Consider the following 21,585-nt stretch of genomic DNA (forward strand, 5'->3'; position numbering starts at 1 on the left):
GTCGCGCTTGGCGAACATCACCTGCGAACATGGTCTCTACGCGAGTCTTTGGCGTAGGTCTTTCGGCCGTATGTCGGTCCACTGCTCATCGATGTACTCCAGACACGCCGCACGGCCCGCGCGGCCGTAGACCACACGCCAGCCCGCCGGGGCATCAGCGAAGGACGGCCACAAGCTGTGTTGCTCCTGGTCGTTGACCAGAACCATGAAACTGCCACTGTCATCGTCAAAGGGATTGGTTTGCATCGAATTTCCTCATCATCACGATCTGAGAGCGACGGCGCCGCGCGTCCTGCCTGACAGCACCCGTTCTGCCGTCCCGAGATCATGGGTGGCTGTTGAGATATCCCCCGCGCCGGAAGTACTCTTCGCCACTGCGCTCGACCCCGTCAGCGCAACGAATACGGGTGATCACCAGTCCGCGGTTACCGACGCGATAGGCAGATGACCCGCAGACCACCACCCCGCCTTCCTCCTGGACGATGACCCGGCCCGGCGTCCCGCCGTAGCGGGCCTCGGAAATGCGCGCCTCCAGAACCTCGATCCGCTCTCCGTCGTAGAAGGTGAAGGCGCGCGGATACGGGTCGGACAGCGCGCGTACGAACCGTTCGAGATCCTCGGCGGGCCATGTCCAGTCGATCGCGCTGTCACGCTCTGAACGCTTGTGACAGTAGGTCCGTTCGGCCTTGTTCTGCGGTCGCCAGACGGCGGCGCCGGACTCGAGCGCACCGAGCGCTTCGGCCAGCACACCCGGAATCAGGTCCATGCCTCGCAATACCAACTCGGTGCCGGTATCGGCGGAGCCGATGGGAAGCGAACGCTGCACCAGAATGTCTCCGGTATCCAGCCCACTGTCCATTCGATGCACGGTCAATCCGAATTCGGATTCACCGCTGATCAATGACCATAAGACAGGGGAAAAACCGGTGAATTTAGGCAGCAAGGAATCATGAAAGTTCAGCGTGCCATGCGGCGGAAAGTCGTAGAGTTCGACCGGCATCCGGTTGTACCAACTATTGACGACGATGACATCGGGCTCGGCACCCTTGACCAAACCGATGGTTTCAGCATCGACCCGCTTCGTGATATGCACCGGGATACCGTGCTCGCGCGCGAGTTCCTCGACCGGTGCTGACCAAATCGCCTTGTACGCTTCGTCGCTGGACGGGTGGGTGACGGCGAGCACGACCTCGTGGCCCAGATCGATCATTGCCTGCAGGGTTCGGTAGCCCCAGACCTGATATCCGAACGACACAATGCGCATACACGACCCCTTTAGCTCTTCAATGCTGTTCAGGGGCTTGTGCGCACCGATGAACACGGCCCACTGGCAGATCAGCTTAAGGATTTTCTCAGGTTATGCAAGCCTTCCCTAAGCTGCAGTGGACCTTAGCACTAGGCCACCGGCCGCCCAGATGGCGAGACACTGCAACGATTCTCAGGCGTCGACCTGTACCACCAATTTCCTCGGCAGGAAAACCGCGGGAATTATGGTGACTATCGCTAATGCGACGGTCACCAAGAACACCATCGTGTACGAGTGCGAAAGCCACTGGGAAGCGTTCCCCGCAAATTCTGAACTCACGAGCACCGACGGGCCATCCGCCTCGATTCCACCTCCGGCGCGATTGAACTGATTGGTCAGCAGCACTGCCACCAGCGAGGCCCCAACCGATCCGCCCACCTGGTCGTTGACACTGAGCAGCGTGGTACCCCGCGCCACCTGGGACGGCGCCAGCGACTGCACGCACGCCGCCGAGAGCGGCGTCGACGTGCAGCCAACACCCATGCCCATAATCAGCAATCCGGCCAGCAGTATCGGCGAAAAATCTGCTTGCCGCGCAACTCCGTACGTGAAGATCCCCAGGCCCATCGCAATCCCCGGAAGGCCGATCAACACGATCGCGCCGGGCCCATGCCTATCCATGAACACCCCCGCGAGAGGCACGGTCAGTACGAGACCGATTCCCATCGCCACCATGGACATCCCAGACTGCATCGGCGTCTGGTGCAGTGCCACCTGGAAATAGCTCGGGATGAGCAAGCCTGCGCCGACGAAGGTGGCGGCAAAAGCGAACTGCGTGATGTTGGCCCACTTGACCACACGGTTCTCGAATAGCCGCAGGTCAATAAGCGGGTGGGCCGCCCGGTTCCTGGTGTGCACCACGAAGGCGAAAATCAATGTCACGCCGATAATTACGGGCAGCAGGACATGGCGGTCGGCCACACTGTCGCGCCCGGGGATGGCCGACACCCCGGCAAGTAACGTCGCCACGCCGGGTGACAGCAGCAGCGCACCAACGATGTCGAGTTTCTCTGACGGCGCCGGGCGATCCGCCGGGAACATGCGTGCGGCGAGCACAAAGGCACTCAGCCCGATCGGCAGGTTGATCAGGAATATCCATTCCCAGCCATAACTGCCGATCAGCCACCCACCCAGGATCGGCCCACCGATAGGGCCGAGTAAGAAGGGAATCGCCCCTATCGCCACCACGCGGCCAAGCCGCTTTGGTCCCGCCTCGCGGGTCAAGATCATGAAGCTCAGCGGCATCAACATACCGCCGCCGATGCCCTGTACCACACGGAAGATGATGAGCAGCAGAATATTTGGCGCCACCGCGCACAGCAGCGAACCGACCGTGAACACCAGGACCGCACCCAGGAACAACCGTTTGGTGCCGAATCGGTCGGCCGCCCATCCGCTCATCGGGATCACGGTCGCGAAGGCGAGCATGTAGCCGGCTATGGTCCAAGAGACGACGGCCTGATTGGAACCGAACTCGGCGACAAAGGTGCGTTGGGCGACAGCGACCGCCGTGCTGTCCAGGAAGGCCATGACACTCGCCAAACCGCATATGCCGGCGATCCGGAGCAGCGCGGCGTCCAGCTTGTCCGGGTGACCTGGCCTCTCCACACCCAGCTGATCGGCGGGCCCGCTCGGCGCCGGGAGGGCGGTAGGCACGCTGTCCATAGGTCGGCGAGTATATCCACGTAAACGGCCCAGTTGGGGTCTACCTCGACGGGGCGGTCACCGCTTCTGCCGAGGCTTCCGGACTCCGGCTGCGGTTCGAATACCAACGGTAGTAATCGTTCTGCACCCGACTGACGATGCCGGGCACAACCCGATACGAATCCCGGTACAGGATCCCCAGCGGGTTGTTCACCTCACGATGCCGCCGACGGATCGCGTCGAGGACCATGTCGACGCCCTCATCCAAAGACAGCGATGCGTATTGGCTCCAGTCGGTCGGCGCTGTCATATCCGTCGACACCAACGGGAGGTGGACATTGGTGACACGCACCCCGTCGGCGCGGCTCTCGATGGCCGCGATGCGCAGCACCGCATCCATGGCCGCCTTCGACCCGACATAGGCCGAGAAGTCGGGCAGGTTGCCCAGCACTCCAATCGACGAGCTGTGCACGATATGCCCCGACCGTCGGACACGCATTCCCGGCAGTAGCCGCACCAGCAGCCCGACACCGCCGAGGTAGTTGATCGCGATCGTCCGCTCGAAATCGTGCAGCCGATGTTCTGAGTCCGCGAGAGACCGCATGATGGATCGGCCCGCGTTCAGCACCAAAATATCCGGTGCCCCATAGCGTTCGATGACCTCGTTGGCCACCGCATCGGCACCATCGCCCGTCGACAGATCACCGGGCACTGCATGCGCGATACCGCCGCGCACCCTGATCCCGCGCACGACCTCGTCGAGTTCATCGGCACGGCGGGCGGTGACAAGCACGATCGCCCCCGCCTCCGCGATGCGCTCTGCCAGCCGGCGCCCGATCCCACTCGACGCACCCGTGATCAGTACGGTCCGGCCGCTCACACGTTCGGCGAGCGTGGGGGTCCATGGATAGCTGACCCGGATCGGCTTCGTAAGAACGTTGATCATGCGCCTGACGGCCCGCATCCGGTCTCCCATTGCTCGTGTGCTGCCGGTTGTTTCGCGTGACACCGACCGAGCTGACACATGTCAACTCCGGGCAATGATTATGTTGACACCGCCCGTTGTCAAGATGGCATCAGGCCGTATCTCAGGCCCGGCAGTTGCCCCTGCACCGGTCGGCACGATCACTGACCTCGCGGAGCAGCTCCGGGCCCAGCCAGCTTCCCCGACCTCCTGCAGTGATCTCGCGGACGAGGTCGACAAGCGTGGCATTGACCGGCGCGTTCCGCCCGAGTCCCCTGGCCAGCCCCACGACTTCTCCGTTGATGTAGTCAATTTCGGTGGGCCGCCCCGCGGTGATGTCGTCAAACATGGACGAGCGCGCCTGCGGATCAATGGTGATCATCTGGCGAGCCAACCTGGTGAACACCGGGTTGGGGGTCCGCAGCACCCAGGGCATCAGCGAGATCGGGGCGGCGAGCGGGCTCACCACGGGCTGGCCCGCACGACGCAACAGCCCGAGCGCTTCATGCTGCGCGGCCGCCAGCACGCGCCGGAAATCCCTGTCCTCCAGTTCTGCCTTCAGCGGCAGGCCGGACAGCGCGTTGACGGCGTTGTTGAGGTTCACCAATAGCTTTCCCCACTGCACCGCTGGCATATCGCCATGCGTGTCGGTGGGCAGCCCGCTGTCGGTCAACGCCTGCGCGACAGTCTCCGCGCCGGTAGCAAGGGCGAGTTTCCCCCAGGTGCCCTGATGAAAATGCCCCGGGCCGACCTGCGCGACGTTGAACCCCACCATTCCGGCAATCACGCTGTGCTGCTTCACATGTTGCGCAATCACGGCCGGGTTCCGTATCCCATTCTGCAAGCTGACCACCAGCGCACCTGGCCGCAACCGCCCCGCCAGTGACTCCGCGATCCCTGCGGTGGCTGCAGATTTCACCGTCACAAGCACGGCGTCGGCCTCACGCACCGCCTCGATATCTTCGGTGAAAGCACAGTCGTCGCCGGGAATTGTGGCTGACGATCCCAGGTAATCCGAGACGGTCAGGCCATGCTCGGCGATGGCTCGGCCTAGCCCCATCCGACCGATGTACACGATGTCGTGCCCGGCCGTCTGTAGCCTGCCGCCCAGATAGCAGCCGATGCTTCCGGCCCCGGCCACGGCGACCCTCATCGAGCGGGCACCCGCGTGGGCTCCCCTGCCACCACGGCACGGTCCAGGTAGTAGGGATGGTGCGCATTGATGATCTGCACATCATCTCGCGCAGCCAACTCACGCAGCCGTTGCGCGTTGTACAGCCGCGACGTCGCATCCGCCTGCACGATGTTCTGGAACACCCTGAACACCATCGGGCAACGCGGGTCTGGCCGCATCTCGTCGGGATGCATAAAGGCGTCTCCCGCATGGACAAGCCAGCGCGGGCGGTCGATACCGCCCGTGTCGATCACCACGCCCACATGACCGCGGCTGTGCCCGGCCAGCGGAATGATGGCAATCTCTTCCGGCAGGCCGGAGAGCTGGCGTACAGCCTCGAAGCCGAACCACCAATCGCCACCGATCGAGTACTCGACCCATCGGTCTTGCCCCCGTTTACGACTCATAAGGTCAAGCTGCCCGGTGTACCTGACCCGGTCATGGAGCGTGAGCAGCGACCGGATGGACTCGGCCTCGATCGCGTGCACATGCAGACGCGCGTTCGGAAAGTCGTCGACTCCGCCGACGTGATCGTGATCGTGATGGGTCAGCACAACGTCGGTGACATCCTCCGGGTCGTATCCCAGTGCATGCACCTGGCGCACAGCGGTCTCCGACTCTGCGAACTCGGGGTTGAGGAGGAGCTGGAGCGGTCGACCGATCCTTCCGACTGGGTCCGCGATATCCCGCAGGCCAAAGCCGGTATCGACGAGCACCAGCCTTTTGCCCGTGTCGATGAGCAGGCAATGACAGACCAGACGGCCGCGCTGCCACGGCGCGCCCTTACCCTCGATGAGTCGCTTACCCAGGGGAGCCATCGTGCCGCAGTTCAGGTGATGGATGCGCATCGCTACTCCCCTGTCCCCGAAACGACTGCCAGTGCGTCGATCTCGACCAGCACACCAGGCGGGAGCCCACCGTAAAGGGTGGTGCGCGCCGGGTAGGGCTCACTGAGAGTCTCCTCGAACGCCCGGTTGAGTTCGGCGAACGCCCCGGGTGACTGCAGGTAGACCCGCAGCATCAACACGTCATCGAAATCCGCATCGGCCTCCTGCAAGATCGCCCGAACGTTACGCAATGTCTGGACTGCCTGTCCGTAGGTCGTCTCGCCGGCTAACGAGCTGGTCGCAGGGTGGAGCCCCACCTGGCCCGATACTTGAATGGTGTTGCCGATACGAACGCCCTGAGAGTAGGCACCGATAGGACGCGGTGCCAGCGCTGTCTCGATCTGGGTCTTCACTATCCGAATTCCTTTCTGCACGCACTGGACTGAGCCGCTACGGAGCTCCTGGGCCAACCAGGACCTCCCCCAGGACACGCTGGGCATTACCTCCGAGAATCCCCGAAACTTCGGGCGCACTGAACCCGGTGCGCCGCAACGCCTCGCTCAGCGCGGGGAACCCGCCAGGCCCATCGAATCCCGCGGCGTACCCGGGCACTCCGTTCATATCGGTTCCAACACACAGATGGCCGGCGCCGACGAGCTCTGCCAGATGCGAGGCGTGGCGCGCGAAGTCGTCCAGGTCTCGCATACCGAGGCCGCGAAAGCCCATGGGCCACAATCCGACCAGCCCACCCGTGTCGGCGATGGCACGCACCTCGACATCGCTGATGTACCGGGGGAACTCCTGCACCGCTGCCGCGCCGGTGTGGGAGCTGATCACCGGGGCCCGGGCGTTCTCACACACTGCCAACGTGGTGGGCGCATCGGCGTGCGCCAGGTCCACCAGCATCCCCAGCCGGTTGGCTTCCGCAACAACCTCTTTGCCCAGTGCCGTCAACCCCGCGCCGTGACGCCCCGAGCGCACCGCTCGGCTGCCCCGGTTTCCGGTCAGCGAGGTACTGATCGTTCCGAGACCGTTGTCCGCATAGTGGACCAGACCCAGGACCCGCACCCCGAGGCGATGCAGCTCTACCAACCGATCCGGTTGTGCCGCCACCACATCGGCGCCCTCGATACCGAGTATCACTGCGGAGTTCTCGGTGCCCTCGGCCTGCCCAAGGCTGTCCACCACCGGGATACCCGCTGCGGCCGCCTCGGCGCGGGCAAGGGCGAGCTGCGCCTTGACGCCACTCCAGGGCGATCGAAGGCGCCATGCGGTGCCGAGCAGCGCATCTCCCACCGCGGTCACCACCGCCAGCCTGCCCTTCGGCAGTGAAGAAAGCGGCTCGGACCGCATGTCTATTGCCTTCTCGCCCAACGCCCGTAGCCATTTAGGGACGATACTCAGCCCGTGTGTGTGCAGGTCGACGGTCAGCGTCTCCCCGCCGTTCAACAGAAGGCCTCCGGAGCGGTCCGCACGATCTCGTCCCAGAGCGGCCGGAACTGGAACCATCCGGCAAGCGGGGTGCCCGTCTGCTGGTAGACCGAGACCGCCGTGTCATGGGCAATCTCTCGAGGTTGCCCTGCAGCCATCGCGAGCAGCTGCGCCTGGCACGACCGTTCCATCGAGATGAACCACCATGCCGCTTCGGCCACCGAATGGCCCACTGTGAGCAGTCCGTGGTTCTGCAGGATCACCGCCTTGCTCGGGCCGAGGGCCGCGCCGATGGCGCGCCCTTCCTCCAGATCGGTGACCACGCCTTGGTAGTCGGTGTACACCGCATGGTCTTGGTAGAACGCGCACGCGTCCTGCGTGATGGGCAGTAACGGCTGCCCCAACGACGAGAACGCCTTTCCGTGTATCGAGTGAGCGTGTGCTGCGGCGACCACGTCCGGCCTCGCCTTGTGCACCTCTGAGTGGATACAGAATGCCGCCCGGTTCACCGGGCGGTCCCCAGTGAGCACGTTTCCCTCATGGTCAACCTGGACAAGGTCCGACACCGTGATATGCCGGAAGTTCATCCCAAATGGGTTCACCCAGAACGTTTCCGGGAATTCGGGGTCACGAACAGTGATGTGCCCGGCCACGCCCTCGGAGAAACCGAATGCGCCGAAGATGCGGAAGGCGGCGGCCAGCTCGCGCAGCCGGAGGTCACGTTCCTCCCCGACCGTCGCGGGCGACGGCTGTTTCAACCACTCGGTGCCCGCGGAACCGACCGCGTATGCCGACATCTCCTCGCCCACTGCAATGCCTCCGGCCACCATCTGCATCTCCTTTCGATACATACCTGTATCGGTTCTCCACAAGCTACTGCCGCACCCGGAAGCCCGTCAAGGGGATCCTGAACGAAGAACCGCCTGCCGAGACGGCAAATAGTCATTATTAAAGCGATGTTCCGATGCACCGCACCGACAGCAGGCTGGCGTGTTCATGCACAACTTCCGCGCTTCGGTTCGACAATATTGGATACATATCTGTATTAAAGCTATGGTTCACCTCTGCACCACGAAGGGAAGCCCATGCCGAAAGGTTGGACTCATCGGCGCGAACGCACGCGTGCGCGCCTGCTAGACGCAGCGCTCGACGCCTTCGCCGAGCGCGGCTTCCACGGTGCGAGCATCGAAAATATCTGCGAGAGAGCAGGATTCACCCGCGGCGCGTTTTATTCGAACTTCTCGGGCAAGGACGAGCTCTTCTTCGCCCTATTCGACGCCAGCAGCGACCAGCTGATCGCACAGCTGCGGGCGGCGCTCGAACAGTGCCGAGACAGCCCGGATCCCCTGGGCACCTTCATTTCCATGATCGATGACAAGGGCCCGGAACAGCGCCGCTGGTACCTGATCAGCACCGAGTTCACCCTCTACGCAATCCGCGAGCCAAGCGCTGCCGCCATCTTGGCGGAGCATGACGCGCGGTTGCGCCGCGAGGCGGCAGGTGTCATCAGCGAGCTGATGTCCATCGCCAATCGGGAGTTGATCATCGACACCGAGCTCATCGCCCGATTGGCCACCGCCTTGCGCGAGGGTGCCGCGGCACAGGTATATGTCGAGCCCGAGGTGGCCGAGGCACGCATGCTCGAGCGGCTCGCCTTCCCCGCCATGCTGCGGACCTTCTCCCAACCCGTTCACCGGCCGGCAGGCAACGACTAACGACGGGACGAAACCCTCTCGAAGTGATCGATTCTCGCCAAATCGCGCCGGTACCCAGAGCTATTCTTCCCAGTAGGTGCGAGTTAGGCGGGCGTATGCGGTTCAGCACGACGATCTTCCTGATTGCCACACTGCTATGCGGCTGCGTCTCACCTAGTAGCTCGGCCCGGCACAGCGAATGGTCCTCAATCGTGTCGATGCTCTCGGAACAGCAGAAGGCTTTACACGAGAAGGACCCCCGCTACGACCTACCCGGCACACCCAAGCCGGCGACACGCGACGACATCCGTGCGAAGGAACGGCAGTGGGGTCGCTACCTCGATGCCGACCACCGCGATCTACTGCAGATTTCCGACGGCCTACGCGCCTTCTGCGGTTTCGAGCACCTGTTTTCACTCGCAGACTCGGCACCCGGCTCCAAGAACTGGAAACGGATGAAGGCGTACATCGAGGGTGCGTCGTTGACACCCGAGTACTTCGGCGCCCATTCCTTCGATCAACTGATTCCCGTCATCGGCTCCGACGATTACTACGGCATGACCATCGCCGTTTCCCATTCGTATTTCACCGACGAGCCAGGTGTCGTCTTCGAGCTTGCGGGTGACGGACCAACCGGGATCGGCCAGTACCCGACGCTGATGGACGCGGTGATAAGCAAGGCGCAGCGGTACCAGCAGGAGCTTGCGAACGTGAACGCGTAGCGGGGCCGGGGAACCAAAACGAACGCGCAATCGTCTGATCTAGCAAGAAGCAACACCGGGGGGATCCATGACATCGACATACGCGCTGCGCGCACCGCGCCCGCTATTGACTGTCGCCGTCGATAACCTCGCCTGTCACGAGCGTTTTTCACGGTAACCAGATAGGTTGAATGTTATGTCTGATCTGCCCACTCGCACCTACGTAGAGTTTCCCGGGATAAGCACCCGCGCCTGGGAGCACCCCGCCGACCGCGCCGCTTTGGCAACGCTGCGCGGCCTAAAGGGATTCGACACCATCCTCAAGGCGTTGGCGGCACTGTTGCGTGAACGGCAGCACCGGCTGATGTATCTGGCCACCGCAATCCGCGTCGACGACCGGCAGTTCAGCACGCTGAACGACATCCTCAACGACTGTGCCCGCGTCCTCGACGCCCCCGAAACCCCAGAGCTGTACGTCATCCAGGGGCCATACGCCAACGCGTACACCATTGGGATGGACCGCCCGTTCATCGTGCTCACCTCGGCCCTGTTGGACCTGATGAACGAGCAGGAGCTGCGCTTCATCGTCGGCCACGAGCTCGGGCATGCCCTCTCCGGGCACGCGGTGTACCGGACCATGCTGCTGCACCTGATGCGACTGGCCGGAAACCTCGGCTGGATGCCGATCGGCGGGTGGGCGCTGCGCGCCGTTGTCGCCGCACTCATGGAGTGGCAGCGCAAGTCCGAGCTCTCCGGTGACCGCGCCGGCATGCTCTGCGGGCAGGACGTGGACACCGCCATCCGAGTGGAGATGAAGCTGGCCGGAGGTTCCCGCCTCGATGAGATGGACACCCAGCACTTCCTGGCCCAGGCGGCCGAGTACGAGCGCACCGGCGATATGCGCGACGGCGTGCTCAAGCTGCTCAATCTCGAACTGCAATCTCACCCTTTCTCCGTACTGCGGGCCGCCGAGCTCAGCAAGTGGATCGACCGCGGAGAGTACGGCGCCATCCTCGGCGGAAACTATCCGCTGCGCGAAGACGACGCGCAGACCGACCTCGGCGCCGATTTCCGTTCCGCGGCAAAGTCATACAAGGACAATTTCGATTCCTCCACCGATCCGCTGATCGCAGCACTGCGCAACTTCGGATCCACCCTGGACGGCGTCGTGAACGTCGTCGGGCAGGGCGTCACCGACGTCGCCTCAGATGTGCGTCGCCGATTCTCGGAGTGGCGCAATCCCGGACCGGAAGACCAAGCACGCGATGACGAATCGCGCGACGACGACGCCTGATCGCGCACACAAACATGGACGACCCGAACTACATGAACTTCTTCGTGGAGCGGCCCGCATCCGAAGCGTCGGTGGCGGCCGCCTGCACCCGGGCCTGTGGCGTTCCACTGGAGTCCGATAACCACGCCGTCGACGACGCGGACGGCTACGTCCAGATCACCGAGTACATGTACGGATTCGAGATGGGGCTGTGCATCATCTGGTCACCTGCATCGCCGGTGACCCGGTCGCAGGAGGCCGTGGCGCGGGCCATTGCCCGCGAGCTAGGCCAGCGCGTGCTCTTCGACATCGAGGACCCAACCGCCGATTCGGGTGAACGGTGGATCCTCGCGACCCCCGACGACACAATCTCAACGGTGGACGTCGTGGAATACGACGACGGCGTCGGCCTGTCCGGATCTGATTGACGCCATCGGTTATTCGGTGGCCACCACCTATCCGCGTCGATACCCTCGATACCCCATGACATCGACCCACGACCCACACGCATTGCGCGCCGCGATGCGCGCCGATCTCGCTGCCGCGATGAAGGCCCGTAACAGCCAGGCCGTCAGCGCCCTGCGGACCGCAATCGCTGCGATCGACAATGCCGAGTCGGTGGACCAGATAGCAAAAACCACGACGAGCAATGCGCATATCGCCGGTGCTGCAACGGGTCTCGGTGCGGCCGAAGCGGCCCGCCGAGTGCTCTCCCCTGCCGATGTCCGCGCCATCTTGCAGGCCCAGATCGACGACCGTGCCACCGAGGCCAATGGCTACGACGCGCTGGGGCAGGCGCAGGCCGCCGTAAAGCTGCGCGCTGAGGCCGAGGTTCTCGCCACGTACCTATAGCTTCTTGTAGCGCCGCGCGATGCCGTCGCACAAGATCTCGACACCCCGGTCAATCACCTCTCGCGGATTGGTCACCTGCGGCAGGTCGCCCAATCCCACGAGCGCGGCCAGCCGCGGGGACTCCGGCACATCGACGTTGCCCGCGATCAGCTCCGACAATCCTGAGAAGTCCGTGCGCGCGCCGGGTGAGACGAGCTGACCGCCGACAGCGCCCAGGCCCACCCCCTGCGAATAGCACCACACCTGGAACACCAATTCAGCCGCGTCAGGCACCGACACCCCTAGGTGTCCGAACGCCTCCAGCATCCAGTCAAAGCAGCCGAGCGTGTCCGGCTGCATCCCATTGCGCGGCACGGCATACGCCAGCAGCACCCAGGGGTGAGTGCTGTAGAGATTGAAGTCGTACTCGACGGCGACGCGCACCCGGGCCCGCCAATCCGGGTCTCCGAGCATCTCATCGGGATAGGCGAACCGTCTCGTCACCTCTGCCGTCATCTCAAGCAGGAGCGCGTCCTTATCGGCGACGTGACGGTACAGCGACATGGCTCCCACCCCGAGAGCGTCGGCAATCTTGCGCATCGAAACTCCGGACAGACCGTCCGAATCCGCTATCGCGATCGCCTTAGTGACAATCGATTCCAGCGTCAGGCGCGGTTCCGTCACGATGCTCCCTTCACAACTCGATTGACCCACTGAACCAATTTGCGTACAGTGTACCCAGTCTGCTGCGTACGCCGTACGCGCAAAAATATACCGGAGCGATACCGATGAGCACCTGCAAGACCCCTGCGCCCGAAAACGCGACCACCCCCGAGGGTGCGCGCGCTGGACGCCGTACGTGGTTCGGGCTGGCGACACTGCTGCTGCCCGTGTTCCTGGTGTCCATGGACGTCTCGGTGCTGTTCCTGGCGATGCCGCGACTGTCCGAGTCACTCAATCCATCAGCGGCCGAACAGCTCTGGATCCTGGATGTATACGGATTCCTGCTCGCCGGTCTGCTTATCACCATGGGCAACCTAGGCGACCGGTGGGGACGACGACGCCTGATGCTCTGGGGTGCAACACTTTTCGGAATCGCCTCGGTACTCGCCGCGTTCGCACCCACCCCGCTGGCCTTGATCGCCGCGCGCGCCCTGATGGGTGTGGGCGGGGCCACGCTGCTGCCCGCGAGCCTGGCGCTCATCGGTGTCATGTTCCCCAACGCCCGCCAGAAGGCGCTGGCGATCGGCATCTGGACCGCGGCCTTCTCCTTCGGCGCGGCCGTCGGGCCCGTCATCGGCGGCATCCTGCTGCACCACTTCTGGTGGGGTTCGGTGTTCCTCATCAACGCACCGGTGTTGGTCGTGCTGCTACTCATCGCCCCCATACTCATCCCCGAGTATCGCAACCCGGTCCCGTCGCCCTTCGACCTTGCCGGCGTCGCGTTGTCCATGGTCGGGATCATGACGCTCGTCTATGCGGTGAAAGCCTTCGCCACACACGGCTTCTCGCCCTCTGTCGCGATCACCGGCGTGATCGGTGTGGTCACGCTCGGGGTGTTCATTCGTCAGCAGATGCGTAACCCGCACCCGCTGCTGGCAATCGACCTGTTCAGTAACCGAATATTCACCGTGACCATCATCGGCACCGTCGGCGCCATGGCCACCTTCGGCGCCACCATGTACCTCACCGGACTCTATGTGCAGTCTGTACTCGGATTCGACGTGCTCGCCGCCGCATTCCTGGGGCTGCCCATGGCGGTAACCATCGCCTACTTCTCGATGGCGGCACCACGGATCGAACACCTGCTCGGACAGCGCTGGACGTTCGTGACCTCCCTGCTGACAATGGCCGCCGGCAATGCGGTGCTACTCGGGCTGGGTCCGCACGGGCCGGTCGGCGTCTACATCGCCGGGACGGTGATCGCCGGCATCGGTACCGGTGTCATGTTCACCTTCGTGTCAGCGGTCGCACTCGGTGCCGCTCCACCTGAACGGGCCGGTCAGGCTACGGGCATTTCGGAAATGAGCTTCGAACTCGGGCAGGCTTTCGGCCTGGCGGTCTTCGGCGCCCTGGCCTCGGCGGTCTTCGCGGCACGTACCCAAGTGCACGAAACACTCGGGCAGGCCATGGCTCGCGCCAAAGACCTCGGTGGTGACACCGGCGCCGCCGCAGCCGAGCTCGCCAGGACGGGATGGACAGATGGCATCCATGCCGTGGCGGGGTTGTCGACGCTGATCCTGGTGGCCACCGCGATCGCGGCCGCCCTCACGATGCGCCGCACCCAGGACTAACCGGACTAACCCGGCCTCACCGGGAACCTTCGGCGCTCCGGACTCGTAGAACACGTATGACCCGCGAGATCCGAGACATCGACTCCACCAACGAGGCCGTCGCCCACCGAGTGATCGCCACGGCATTCGCCGAGGATCCCGTGGTCCGTTGGGTCAATTCCGACCCCCGGCGTGATGAGGCGATTTTCCGCGGAATCTCGCTGGCATTACACGGGTCCGGCCAGGGCGAATACCTGCTATACGAGGACGGCGTGGCGGTTGGCGCCGCGCATTGGGATCCCCCGAGCTGGGAGCCGCCGAGCGCGCAGAAAATGCGTGCCATCCCGCTGCTACTCGGCGCACTCAGGCTCGGGGTCATCCGCGGTGCGGCAGTCGCACGTGCCGCCGCGGCTGTCCGCCCCAAGCACCCGCACTGGTATCTGGCGACCATCGGCGCCACCATTCCCGGTAAGGGCATCGGCTCCGAGCTGATCAAACATCAGATCGATCAGATCGAGGGGCCCGCATATCTGGAGAGTTCCAATATCCGCAACAACCCGCTGTACGAACGCTTCGGCTTCAAGGTGGTCCAGGAGATCAAGCCAACGTCCGGCGGCCCCACCCTCTGGGCGATGTACCGGGACTGATTGCGCCCCAACATCGCTGATAGGAGACCTGCGAGATTACTGAGAATCGGTAACGACCGCGATTGTCGTGGCGATGGAATACCTAGAGTTCGGTGTGTATTAGTGCTGATCGGTAGTGCAGAGGGTTGAGATGACGATTGTTCCGCCTCCCGTCGAGGACACGGCGATGCGGATTTGGGAGTTCCCAGAGGACGCTCCCGAACCGCCCCCGCGGTGGAGCCAGTTCACGCCCGGTGAGTCCCAGTTACGGGCCGCGGCCTTCGGAACACTGGTCGGCCTGCTGTTCGCTGTGGTTATGGGCGCGGCCTATGGCGCACAGCCCGGCGGCTCGCTGTGGGCGCTGGACAGGACCGTTTTCCCCGCCCATTCGCAGGACGTGGCGGTGCGCGCGGTGGTCTCCCAGCTCAAGAACGCTCAGGACATCCTCGGCACCGGCAAGCAACCGTCGCCCGACCAGCTCACCACCGCCCGCACCTCACTCAACGAAGCCAAGCGGGGACTGGAGTTCGTATCCGCCTCCGACGAACGCACCTCATTGCAAAATCTCTATCTGCAGCTGACCCAGCAGCTGCGCCAGTACACACCGGAGCAGGCGCAGCAGCTCCCTGCGCTGCCCGCGGCCCCGGGCGTAAACGCCGACGCGAATCTGGCCGCCAACGCGTCGCCCGTGGGACCTTCGACGCCGCCGCCGAGCTGGGGTTACGCCGCAGCGGCCAGCGCCCCCTCCCCTGCACCCCAGGCCTATTCGGCTCCCCTGCCTCCTGGCATCCCGGTCGATCCGGTGGCCGACTGGCCGGCGCCCGTCACGCCACCGCTGACGCCCAACCTGGGCGATCTGGGCGGCTACGACCCGTCGTGGATGTTGCTCTACGGATACAACGTCGTGGACTGGTTCAACTGGGGACTGTCCGGGTTCAATCGGTACGGATACGACTTCACGGGCTTCGATCGGTGGGGTTATGACCGCTGGGGTTACGACAGGTGGGGATACGACCGCTGGGGTTACAACTGGGACGGCTACAACTGGTCCGGATACAACCACGACGGCCGCGACCGGGATGGCCGCAATGAGTGGGGTCAGCGCAACGACAACGATCCGCGCGACCAGGGTTGGTATGACAGGTATCACCCGTTCCGGCAGTACTACGAGTGGAAGTTCCAGAACACCAACCCGGTGTTCAGCCGCAATCTCTGGGACCAGTCACATGGAATCGACCCCACCCAGTACCGGGACTGGAACCTCAATCGCAACTGGGATAACCCGTTAGAGCGCGATTGGTCCCCCGTGACCAGCACCGCCCGCGTCGCCGATCGCCCAGCCGCCGCAGAACCAGTTGTGAGCCTGGATGCGTCGCTCGCGCAGTTCCTGGCCGATGACAAGTCGGCCCGCCCGTCGGCGGACCTCGTCAAGGACCTGTCGACGAAGTCGGTCCGCAACTTCAGCAAGGAGCTGGCGGCCCCCGCCTCCGCTCCCGAGCAGTCGCCGAAACCGGCGTCTCCTACCGACGAAAAGTCTTCTACTCCACCGGCATTGACGGTGACGGCACCTGTGGCTCCACCGAAGCAAGTACCCGAGGATTTCACTCCCCCGTCGCTCCCCGCGGTTCCGGCGGTGACGCCGGTGACGCGCACTCCCTCCACAGAACCGCGTGCGACGTCCGGCACCACAAGTCCGGCCCCATCGACGGAACCGTCACAATCACCGACGCCGACGTCCGAGCCTTCCGCCCCGGCCAAGGCCACCACGAGTGCGCCGGCCCCCGCACCGACCTCGGTAGCGCCGGCCCCCACGCCGAAGGACGAGACATCGGCACCGGTGACCACCCCGGCGGCCCCGACTCCCGTAACGCCAGAGACACCCGCGTCGCCGGTGACACCCGCCCCACGTCAAACAGTCACCGCACCCCCTGTGCCAACCGCCGAACCGTCCACCGCACCGGAACCCACCAGGCAACGGAGCACGCCATCGCAGGAAGCTCCGACACCCGAGCCGCGCGCCACGGTGGAACCGGCCCCACAGCAGGTACCCGTCGAGGCCCCGGCGAAGCAAGCACCCGTGGAGCGTGAGGCGCCCCCGTCACGCGCGTCGGCGCCGGAACCCGTCGCGCCAACACGGGAGGCACCAACGCGGGAGGCGCCGACCTACAGCACACCCGCGCAGGCACCCAGCGCGGGCGGCGGCCACCACTAGCGAGACTCCATTCGAGGCATTAATTAGGGTACCCTTAGTTCATGCCTACAACATGGATAGACACCGTGATACACCAGGTGCGTCGGGTTGGCGAGTTCCCCTTTCCCCACCAGGCGGCCTTCTTACTCGACAATCCGATACACCGAAAGTTCGTGAATCCCGCCGGGGTGATCGAGCAGCTGGCACTGCGCGGTGACGAACGCGTACTGGAGATCGGCCCTGGACCAGGAATGTTCAGCATCCAGATCGCCCCCCGACTCACCTCCGGACGTCTCGACCTATTCGACGTGCAGCCTCAGATGCTCGACAAGGCCAAGCGCAAGCTCGACGGAGCCGGATACCGGAACACCGGATTTCACTCCGGCGACGCCGGCAACGGACTTCCCTTCCCGGACAACACCTTTGACGTCGCTTTCCTTTCCAGCGTGATCGGCGAGGTCCCCGACAAGCCCGCCTGCATCCGGTCATTGGCACAGGTACTCAAACCCGGTGGGCGGCTGGTCTTCCAAGAGATCTTCCTCGATCCCGATCGCCTGGGCATTGCCGAGCTACGCGCCCTCGCCGAATCGGAGAGCTTCGCGTTCAAGTCGGCAACCGGAAGCCGGTGGCGCGACATTGTCGAGTTCAGCTCCCCGCCGCCGAGATGACATCTACGCGGGTAGATGTCGAGTAGAAGCCTGCGTAGATGTCATGTCGGCCAGCCACACCGCCGCCGAGTGACGTGCAGCCGGCTCGGCAAGCTGCTCATACCGGCCGCTTGCCCGGCCGCCCGCAGGGTTCCGGGTTCGATCATCGATGCCCAGTTCTTCACCCACACCCCGAGCGCTCGGCGCCGAGGGGATTCTGTGTAGCAACCTTTGCCTGTGTCATGACGCCTCCCTTCATGGCTCGCGACGCTGGCCAATCCTGGATTGTGCGAGATTTCCACGCAACTACTTGACGCCACCGGCAAAGGGCGCCGATTGTGAGGAATACCATATCGGGATATATCGTTAGTTTAGGTAATGTACTTTCAGAGTCCCAAAGAGCACCCTGTCGATTAGAGGCTGTCCATGACTGCGACCAACACCGAGACCGTCACGACCGACCCGCAGCTGGAGCAGCTGACCCGTCGTATCGAGAACCTGCGCGAGAGCGATCCCCAGTTCCGCGCCACGCGGCCCGACCCGGCAGTCGCCAAAGCGGTCCTGCAGCCAGGCCTACATCTCTCCGAAGCCATCGCGACCCTGATGACCGGTTACGCCGAGCGCCCTGCCCTCGGCGAGCGCGCGCGCGAACTCGTCGTCGACGCCGAGGGACGTACCACCCTGCGTCTCCTCCCCCGCTTTGACACTGTCACCTACGGTGAATTGTGGTCCCGCACAACATCTGTCGCCGCCTCCTGGCACCATGATCCGTCCCATCCTGTCAAGGGCGGCGACCTTGTCGCGACCCTCGGATTCACCAGCATCGACTACACCGTGCTGGATCTCGCGATCATGATCCTCGGCGGCGTCGCGGTACCTCTGCAGACGAGTGCACCCACCTCGCAGTGGACCACCATTCTCGCCGAGGCCGAACCCAATACTCTCGCCGTCAGCGTCGAATTGCTCAGCACTGCAGTGGAATCCGTACTCACCACGCCGTCGATCAAGCAGATCGTGGTCTTCGATTACACCCCCGAGGTCGACGAGCAACGCCAGGCCTTTGACGCCGCCCGCGCACGGCTCGCGGGAACCGGTATCGCGATCGAGACCCTCGATTCCGTGATCGCCCGCGGCACGGAGCTTCCCGGCGCACCGCTGTACGCGCCGGTCGCCGACGACGATCCGTTGGCGCTACTCATCTACACCTCCGGCAGCACCGGAGCCCCCAAGGGCGCCATGCACAGTGAAAATATCGTGCGCCGCTGGTGGATTCGCGAAGACGTCATGGCCGGTACCGAAAATCTGCCCATGATCGGCCTCAATTTCATGCCGATGAGTCACATCATGGGCCGCGGCACCCTCACCTCCACCCTGTCAACCGGTGGCCTGGGGTACTTCGCCGCATCCAGCGACATGTCAACGCTTTTCGAAGATATGGAGCTGATCCGACCCACCGCGCTCGCGCTGGTTCCCCGGGTCTGCGACATGGTCTTCCAGCGGTACCAGACCGAGGTGGATCGCCGTCTCGCCGGTGGTAACGCCGCCGATGCGGACTCGGTGTCCGCCGAGGTCAAGGCCGAGATCCGCGACAACCTCTTTGGGGGCCGGGTGCTGGCCGTCATGGTGGGCTCGGCGCCGCTGTCCGAGGAGCTAGGCGAATTCATCGAGTCCTGCTTCGAGCTGCATCTGACCGACGGCTACGGATCCACCGAGGCAGGCATGGTGTTCCGCGACAGCATTGTGCAGCGCCCGCCGGTGATCGAGTACAAGCTCGTCGACGTGCCCGAGCTGGGCTACTTCTCCACCGACCAGCCGCATCCACGCGGTGAGCTGCTGCTGAAGACCGACGGAATGTTCCTCGGCTACTACAAGCGCCCCGAGGTGACAGCCGGCGTCTTCGACCAGGACGGCTTCTACATGACCGGCGATATCGTCGCCGAACTCGCGCACGACAACATCCAGATCATCGACCGTCGCAACAACGTCCTTAAGCTCTCCCAGGGCGAGTTCGTCGCGATCGCCAATCTGGAAGCCGAGTACGCCAACAGCCCTGTGGTGCACCAGATCTACGTGTACGGCAGCAGCGAGCGATCCTATCTGCTGGCGGTCGTGGTGCCGACACCTGAGGCTGTCGCCACCGCTCGGGGCGACGGGGCGGCCCTTAAGGCAACCATCGCGGACTCGCTGCAGGACATCGCCAAGGAAATCCAGCTGCAGTCCTACGAGGTCCCGCGCGACTTCATAGTCGAGCCGCAGCCCTTCACTCAGGGCAACGGTCTACTGACCGGGATCGCCAAGTTGGCACGCCCGAACCTCAAGGCGCACTATGGCGATCGGCTGGAGCGGCTGTATACCGATATCGCCGAGCAGCAGGCCGCGGAGCTGCGTGCGCTGCACGGCGTGGACCCGGACAAGCCCGCGCTGGAGACGGTACTCAAGGCCGCGCAAGCCCTACTCGGTGTCTCGTCGGCCGAGCTGTCTGGGCACGCACACTTCACCGATCTGGGCGGCGATTCGCTGTCCGCGTTGTCCTTCTCGGATCTGCTGCGCGACATCTTCGGCATCGAGGTACCCGTCGGCGTCATCGTCAGCGCCGCCAACGACCTCAGCGATATCGCGAAGTTCATTGACGACCAACGTCATTCGGGAGGAACCCGGCCGACCGCCGAGACTGTGCACGGAGCCGGGCACACCGAGATCCGTGCGGCCGATCTGACCCTCGACAAATTCATCGACGAGGCCACACTGCAAGCGGCCCCGTCGCTCCCCAAATCGACCGGCGCACCACAGACCGTGCTACTCACCGGGTCCAACGGCTACCTCGGCCACTATCTGGCTCTTGAATGGCTTGAGCGTCTGGACAAGACAGATGGCAAGCTGATCGTTATCGTCCGCGGCAAGGATGCCGACGCCGCCTACCGGCGTCTAGAAGGTGCCTTCGACACCGGCGACACCGAACTACTCGAGCACTTCCGCTCGCTTGCGGACAAGCACCTTGAGGTGTTGGCCGGCGATATCGGCGACCCGGATCTGGGCCTTGATTCCGATACCTGGCAGCGGCTGGCCGACACCGTCGACCTCATCATCCACCCCGCCGCACTCGTCAACCATGTACTCCCTTACAAACAGCTATTCGGCCCCAATGTCGTTGGCACCGCCGAGATCATCAAGCTCGCATTGACCACCAAAATCAAGCCCGTCACCTACTTGTCGACGGTAGCGGTCGCGGCGTATGTCGATCCGACAACATTCGACGAAGAGTCCGATATCCGTCTCATCAGCGCCGCGCGCCCCGTCGACGAGCTGTACGCGAATGGCTACGGCAACAGCAAGTGGGCCGGTGAAGTGCTGCTACGCGAGGCACACGATCTGTGCGGCCTGCCCGTGGCCGTCTTCCGCTCCGACATGATCCTGGCCCACAGCCGCTACACCGGCCAGCTCAACGTCCCCGACCAGTTCACCCGACTGATCCTCAGCCTCATCGCCACCGGTATCGCCCCCGGCTCCTTCTATCAGGCACAGGCGACCGGTGAGCGTCCGCGTGCGCACTACGACGGCCTGCCGGGTGACTTCACTGCCGAGGCGATCACCACGTTGGGCACGCAGGTGACCGATGGATACGAAACCTACGACTGCGTGAACCCGCATGCCGACGGACTCTCATTGGACAACTTCGTCGACTGGCTCATCGACGCCGGATACCCCATCCAGCGCATCGCCAACTACGGCGAGTGGTTCGACCGCTTCGACAGCGCCATCCGCGGCCTGCCCGAAAAACAGAAGCAGCATTCCCTGCTGCCCCTGCTCCACGCGTTCGAGCGGCCCCAGGGTGCCGAGGACCACGGCGTCGTTCCGGCCAAGCGCTTCCAGCACGCGGTGCAGGCCGCTGGAATCGGTCCGGCCGATCAGGACGGCGGTACCGACATTCCACACCTGTCCGAGGAGCTGATCGTGAAGTACGCCAAGGACCTGGAACAACTCGGTCTGCTCTAACCCGCGCGCT

At 64.1% G+C, this 21,585-nt stretch carries 20 protein-coding genes; 10 read left to right on the plus strand and 10 right to left on the minus strand.

The annotated features are described in order from the left end of the window. Positions 1 to 36 precede the first annotated feature (36 nt). The 9 genes from MLB1_RS00645 to MLB1_RS00685 all read right to left on the minus strand — a co-directional run bounded on the left by MLB1_RS00645 (position 37) and on the right by MLB1_RS00685 (position 8,176). Positions 37 to 246, minus strand: a complete 210-nt coding sequence (locus tag MLB1_RS00645) for an MbtH family protein (protein WP_180747835.1) — start codon at positions 244 to 246, stop codon at positions 37 to 39. Between the two features lie 79 nt (positions 247 to 325). Beyond that, a complete protein-coding gene (locus MLB1_RS00650) occupies positions 326 to 1,264 on the minus strand; it encodes a methionyl-tRNA formyltransferase (RefSeq protein WP_180747836.1) in 939 nt (312 codons plus the stop codon). Between the two features lie 174 nt (positions 1,265 to 1,438). Continuing rightward, entirely contained in the window at positions 1,439 to 2,971 is a 1,533-nt protein-coding gene (locus MLB1_RS00655) for a DHA2 family efflux MFS transporter permease subunit (protein WP_180747837.1), read from the minus strand. Positions 2,972 to 3,011: 40 nt separating this feature from the next. Further along, positions 3,012 to 3,914: an SDR family NAD(P)-dependent oxidoreductase gene (locus tag MLB1_RS00660; protein WP_180747838.1), complete on the minus strand. Its 903-nt coding sequence runs from the start codon at positions 3,912 to 3,914 to the stop codon at positions 3,012 to 3,014. A gap of 124 nt (positions 3,915 to 4,038) precedes the next feature. Beyond that, positions 4,039 to 5,067, minus strand: coding sequence for a 2-dehydropantoate 2-reductase (locus MLB1_RS00665; protein WP_180747839.1), 1,029 nt, complete (start codon positions 5,065 to 5,067; stop codon positions 4,039 to 4,041). Further along, positions 5,064 to 5,936, minus strand: a complete 873-nt coding sequence (locus MLB1_RS00670) for an MBL fold metallo-hydrolase (protein ID WP_180747840.1) — start codon at positions 5,934 to 5,936, stop codon at positions 5,064 to 5,066. Before MLB1_RS00670 ends, MLB1_RS00665 begins: the two co-directional genes overlap by 4 nt. 2 nt (positions 5,937 to 5,938) lie before the next feature. After that, on the minus strand, positions 5,939 to 6,328 hold the full coding sequence (locus MLB1_RS00675) for a Rid family detoxifying hydrolase (RefSeq protein WP_180747841.1): 390 nt from the start codon (positions 6,326 to 6,328) through the stop codon (positions 5,939 to 5,941). Positions 6,329 to 6,365: 37 nt separating this feature from the next. Then, positions 6,366 to 7,424, minus strand: a complete 1,059-nt coding sequence (locus tag MLB1_RS00680) for a membrane dipeptidase (RefSeq protein WP_180747842.1) — start codon at positions 7,422 to 7,424, stop codon at positions 6,366 to 6,368. Further along, positions 7,361 to 8,176 (minus strand): class II aldolase/adducin family protein, encoded by an 816-nt coding sequence (locus MLB1_RS00685; RefSeq protein WP_180747843.1) that lies wholly within the window; start codon positions 8,174 to 8,176, stop codon positions 7,361 to 7,363. Before MLB1_RS00685 ends, MLB1_RS00680 begins: the two co-directional genes overlap by 64 nt. A gap of 255 nt (positions 8,177 to 8,431) precedes the next feature. On the opposite strand from MLB1_RS00685, the gene MLB1_RS00690 reads away from it, so the two are divergent. The 5 genes from MLB1_RS00690 to MLB1_RS00710 all read left to right on the plus strand — a co-directional run bounded on the left by MLB1_RS00690 (position 8,432) and on the right by MLB1_RS00710 (position 11,866). Then, complete coding sequence (locus MLB1_RS00690) at positions 8,432 to 9,061, plus strand: TetR/AcrR family transcriptional regulator (RefSeq protein ID WP_180747844.1); 630 nt, start codon at positions 8,432 to 8,434, stop codon at positions 9,059 to 9,061. A gap of 191 nt (positions 9,062 to 9,252) precedes the next feature. Beyond that, positions 9,253 to 9,762, plus strand: a complete 510-nt coding sequence (locus MLB1_RS00695; RefSeq protein WP_180747845.1) for an SMI1/KNR4 family protein — start codon at positions 9,253 to 9,255, stop codon at positions 9,760 to 9,762. Between the two features lie 175 nt (positions 9,763 to 9,937). Beyond that, a complete protein-coding gene (locus MLB1_RS00700) occupies positions 9,938 to 11,035 on the plus strand; it encodes a M48 family metallopeptidase (protein WP_180747846.1) in 1,098 nt (365 codons plus the stop codon). A gap of 14 nt (positions 11,036 to 11,049) precedes the next feature. Beyond that, entirely contained in the window at positions 11,050 to 11,442 is a 393-nt protein-coding gene (locus MLB1_RS00705) for a hypothetical protein (RefSeq protein WP_180747847.1), read from the plus strand. A 55-nt stretch (positions 11,443 to 11,497) separates the two neighbouring features. Then, on the plus strand, positions 11,498 to 11,866 hold the full coding sequence (locus tag MLB1_RS00710) for a hypothetical protein (protein WP_180747848.1): 369 nt from the start codon (positions 11,498 to 11,500) through the stop codon (positions 11,864 to 11,866). Here MLB1_RS00710 and MLB1_RS00715 read toward each other — a convergent pair. Continuing rightward, the gene (locus MLB1_RS00715; protein WP_180747849.1) at positions 11,861 to 12,529 is read right to left on the minus strand and encodes a TetR/AcrR family transcriptional regulator; all 669 of its coding nucleotides are present in this window, start codon (positions 12,527 to 12,529) and stop codon (positions 11,861 to 11,863) included. The two genes, MLB1_RS00710 and MLB1_RS00715, sit on opposite strands and share 6 nt — an antisense overlap. Before the next feature lie 104 nt (positions 12,530 to 12,633). On the opposite strand from MLB1_RS00715, the gene MLB1_RS00720 reads away from it, so the two are divergent. The 5 genes from MLB1_RS00720 (at position 12,634) to car (ending at position 21,575) form a co-directional block, all read left to right on the plus strand. Continuing rightward, positions 12,634 to 14,139: an MFS transporter gene (locus MLB1_RS00720; protein WP_180747850.1), complete on the plus strand. Its 1,506-nt coding sequence runs from the start codon at positions 12,634 to 12,636 to the stop codon at positions 14,137 to 14,139. Positions 14,140 to 14,195: 56 nt separating this feature from the next. Beyond that, the gene (locus MLB1_RS00725) at positions 14,196 to 14,765 is read left to right on the plus strand and encodes a GNAT family N-acetyltransferase (protein ID WP_180747851.1); all 570 of its coding nucleotides are present in this window, start codon (positions 14,196 to 14,198) and stop codon (positions 14,763 to 14,765) included. Positions 14,766 to 14,895: 130 nt separating this feature from the next. Then, positions 14,896 to 16,956, plus strand: coding sequence for a hypothetical protein (locus tag MLB1_RS00730; protein WP_180747852.1), 2,061 nt, complete (start codon positions 14,896 to 14,898; stop codon positions 16,954 to 16,956). A gap of 56 nt (positions 16,957 to 17,012) precedes the next feature. Further along, entirely contained in the window at positions 17,013 to 17,603 is a 591-nt protein-coding gene (locus MLB1_RS00735) for a methyltransferase domain-containing protein (protein WP_180749605.1), read from the plus strand. 405 nt (positions 17,604 to 18,008) lie between these two features. Continuing rightward, entirely contained in the window at positions 18,009 to 21,575 is a 3,567-nt protein-coding gene (gene car / locus MLB1_RS00740; protein WP_180747853.1) for a carboxylic acid reductase, read from the plus strand. The last annotated feature ends 10 nt before the right edge of the window (positions 21,576 to 21,585 follow it).

The sequence above is a fragment of the Mycobacteroides sp. LB1 genome (assembly GCF_013449725.1).
In the GTDB taxonomy this organism is placed as follows: Bacteria; Actinomycetota; Actinomycetes; order Mycobacteriales; family Mycobacteriaceae; genus Mycobacterium.

Excerpts from the sequence above, each read along its gene's own strand:
- MLB1_RS00645 (WP_180747835.1), bottom strand. The coding sequence starts at position 246 with ATGCAAACCAATCCCTTTGACGATGACAGTGGCAGTTTCATGGTTCTG.
- MLB1_RS00650 (WP_180747836.1), bottom strand. The coding sequence starts at position 1,264 with ATGCGCATTGTGTCGTTCGGATATCAGGTCTGGGGCTACCGAACCCTG.
- MLB1_RS00655 (WP_180747837.1), bottom strand. The coding sequence starts at position 2,971 with ATGGACAGCGTGCCTACCGCCCTCCCGGCGCCGAGCGGGCCCGCCGAT.
- MLB1_RS00660 (WP_180747838.1), bottom strand. The coding sequence starts at position 3,914 with ATGCGGGCCGTCAGGCGCATGATCAACGTTCTTACGAAGCCGATCCGG.
- MLB1_RS00665 (WP_180747839.1), bottom strand. The coding sequence starts at position 5,067 with ATGAGGGTCGCCGTGGCCGGGGCCGGAAGCATCGGCTGCTATCTGGGC.
- MLB1_RS00670 (WP_180747840.1), bottom strand. The coding sequence starts at position 5,936 with ATGCGCATCCATCACCTGAACTGCGGCACGATGGCTCCCCTGGGTAAG.
- MLB1_RS00680 (WP_180747842.1), bottom strand. The coding sequence starts at position 7,424 with ATGGTTCCAGTTCCGGCCGCTCTGGGACGAGATCGTGCGGACCGCTCC.
- MLB1_RS00685 (WP_180747843.1), bottom strand. The coding sequence starts at position 8,176 with ATGGTGGCCGGAGGCATTGCAGTGGGCGAGGAGATGTCGGCATACGCG.
- MLB1_RS00690 (WP_180747844.1), top strand. The coding sequence starts at position 8,432 with ATGCCGAAAGGTTGGACTCATCGGCGCGAACGCACGCGTGCGCGCCTG.
- MLB1_RS00700 (WP_180747846.1), top strand. The coding sequence starts at position 9,938 with ATGTCTGATCTGCCCACTCGCACCTACGTAGAGTTTCCCGGGATAAGC.
- MLB1_RS00705 (WP_180747847.1), top strand. The coding sequence starts at position 11,050 with ATGGACGACCCGAACTACATGAACTTCTTCGTGGAGCGGCCCGCATCC.
- MLB1_RS00710 (WP_180747848.1), top strand. The coding sequence starts at position 11,498 with ATGACATCGACCCACGACCCACACGCATTGCGCGCCGCGATGCGCGCC.
- MLB1_RS00720 (WP_180747850.1), top strand. The coding sequence starts at position 12,634 with ATGAGCACCTGCAAGACCCCTGCGCCCGAAAACGCGACCACCCCCGAG.
- MLB1_RS00725 (WP_180747851.1), top strand. The coding sequence starts at position 14,196 with ATGACCCGCGAGATCCGAGACATCGACTCCACCAACGAGGCCGTCGCC.
- MLB1_RS00730 (WP_180747852.1), top strand. The coding sequence starts at position 14,896 with ATGACGATTGTTCCGCCTCCCGTCGAGGACACGGCGATGCGGATTTGG.
- car (WP_180747853.1), top strand. The coding sequence starts at position 18,009 with ATGACTGCGACCAACACCGAGACCGTCACGACCGACCCGCAGCTGGAG.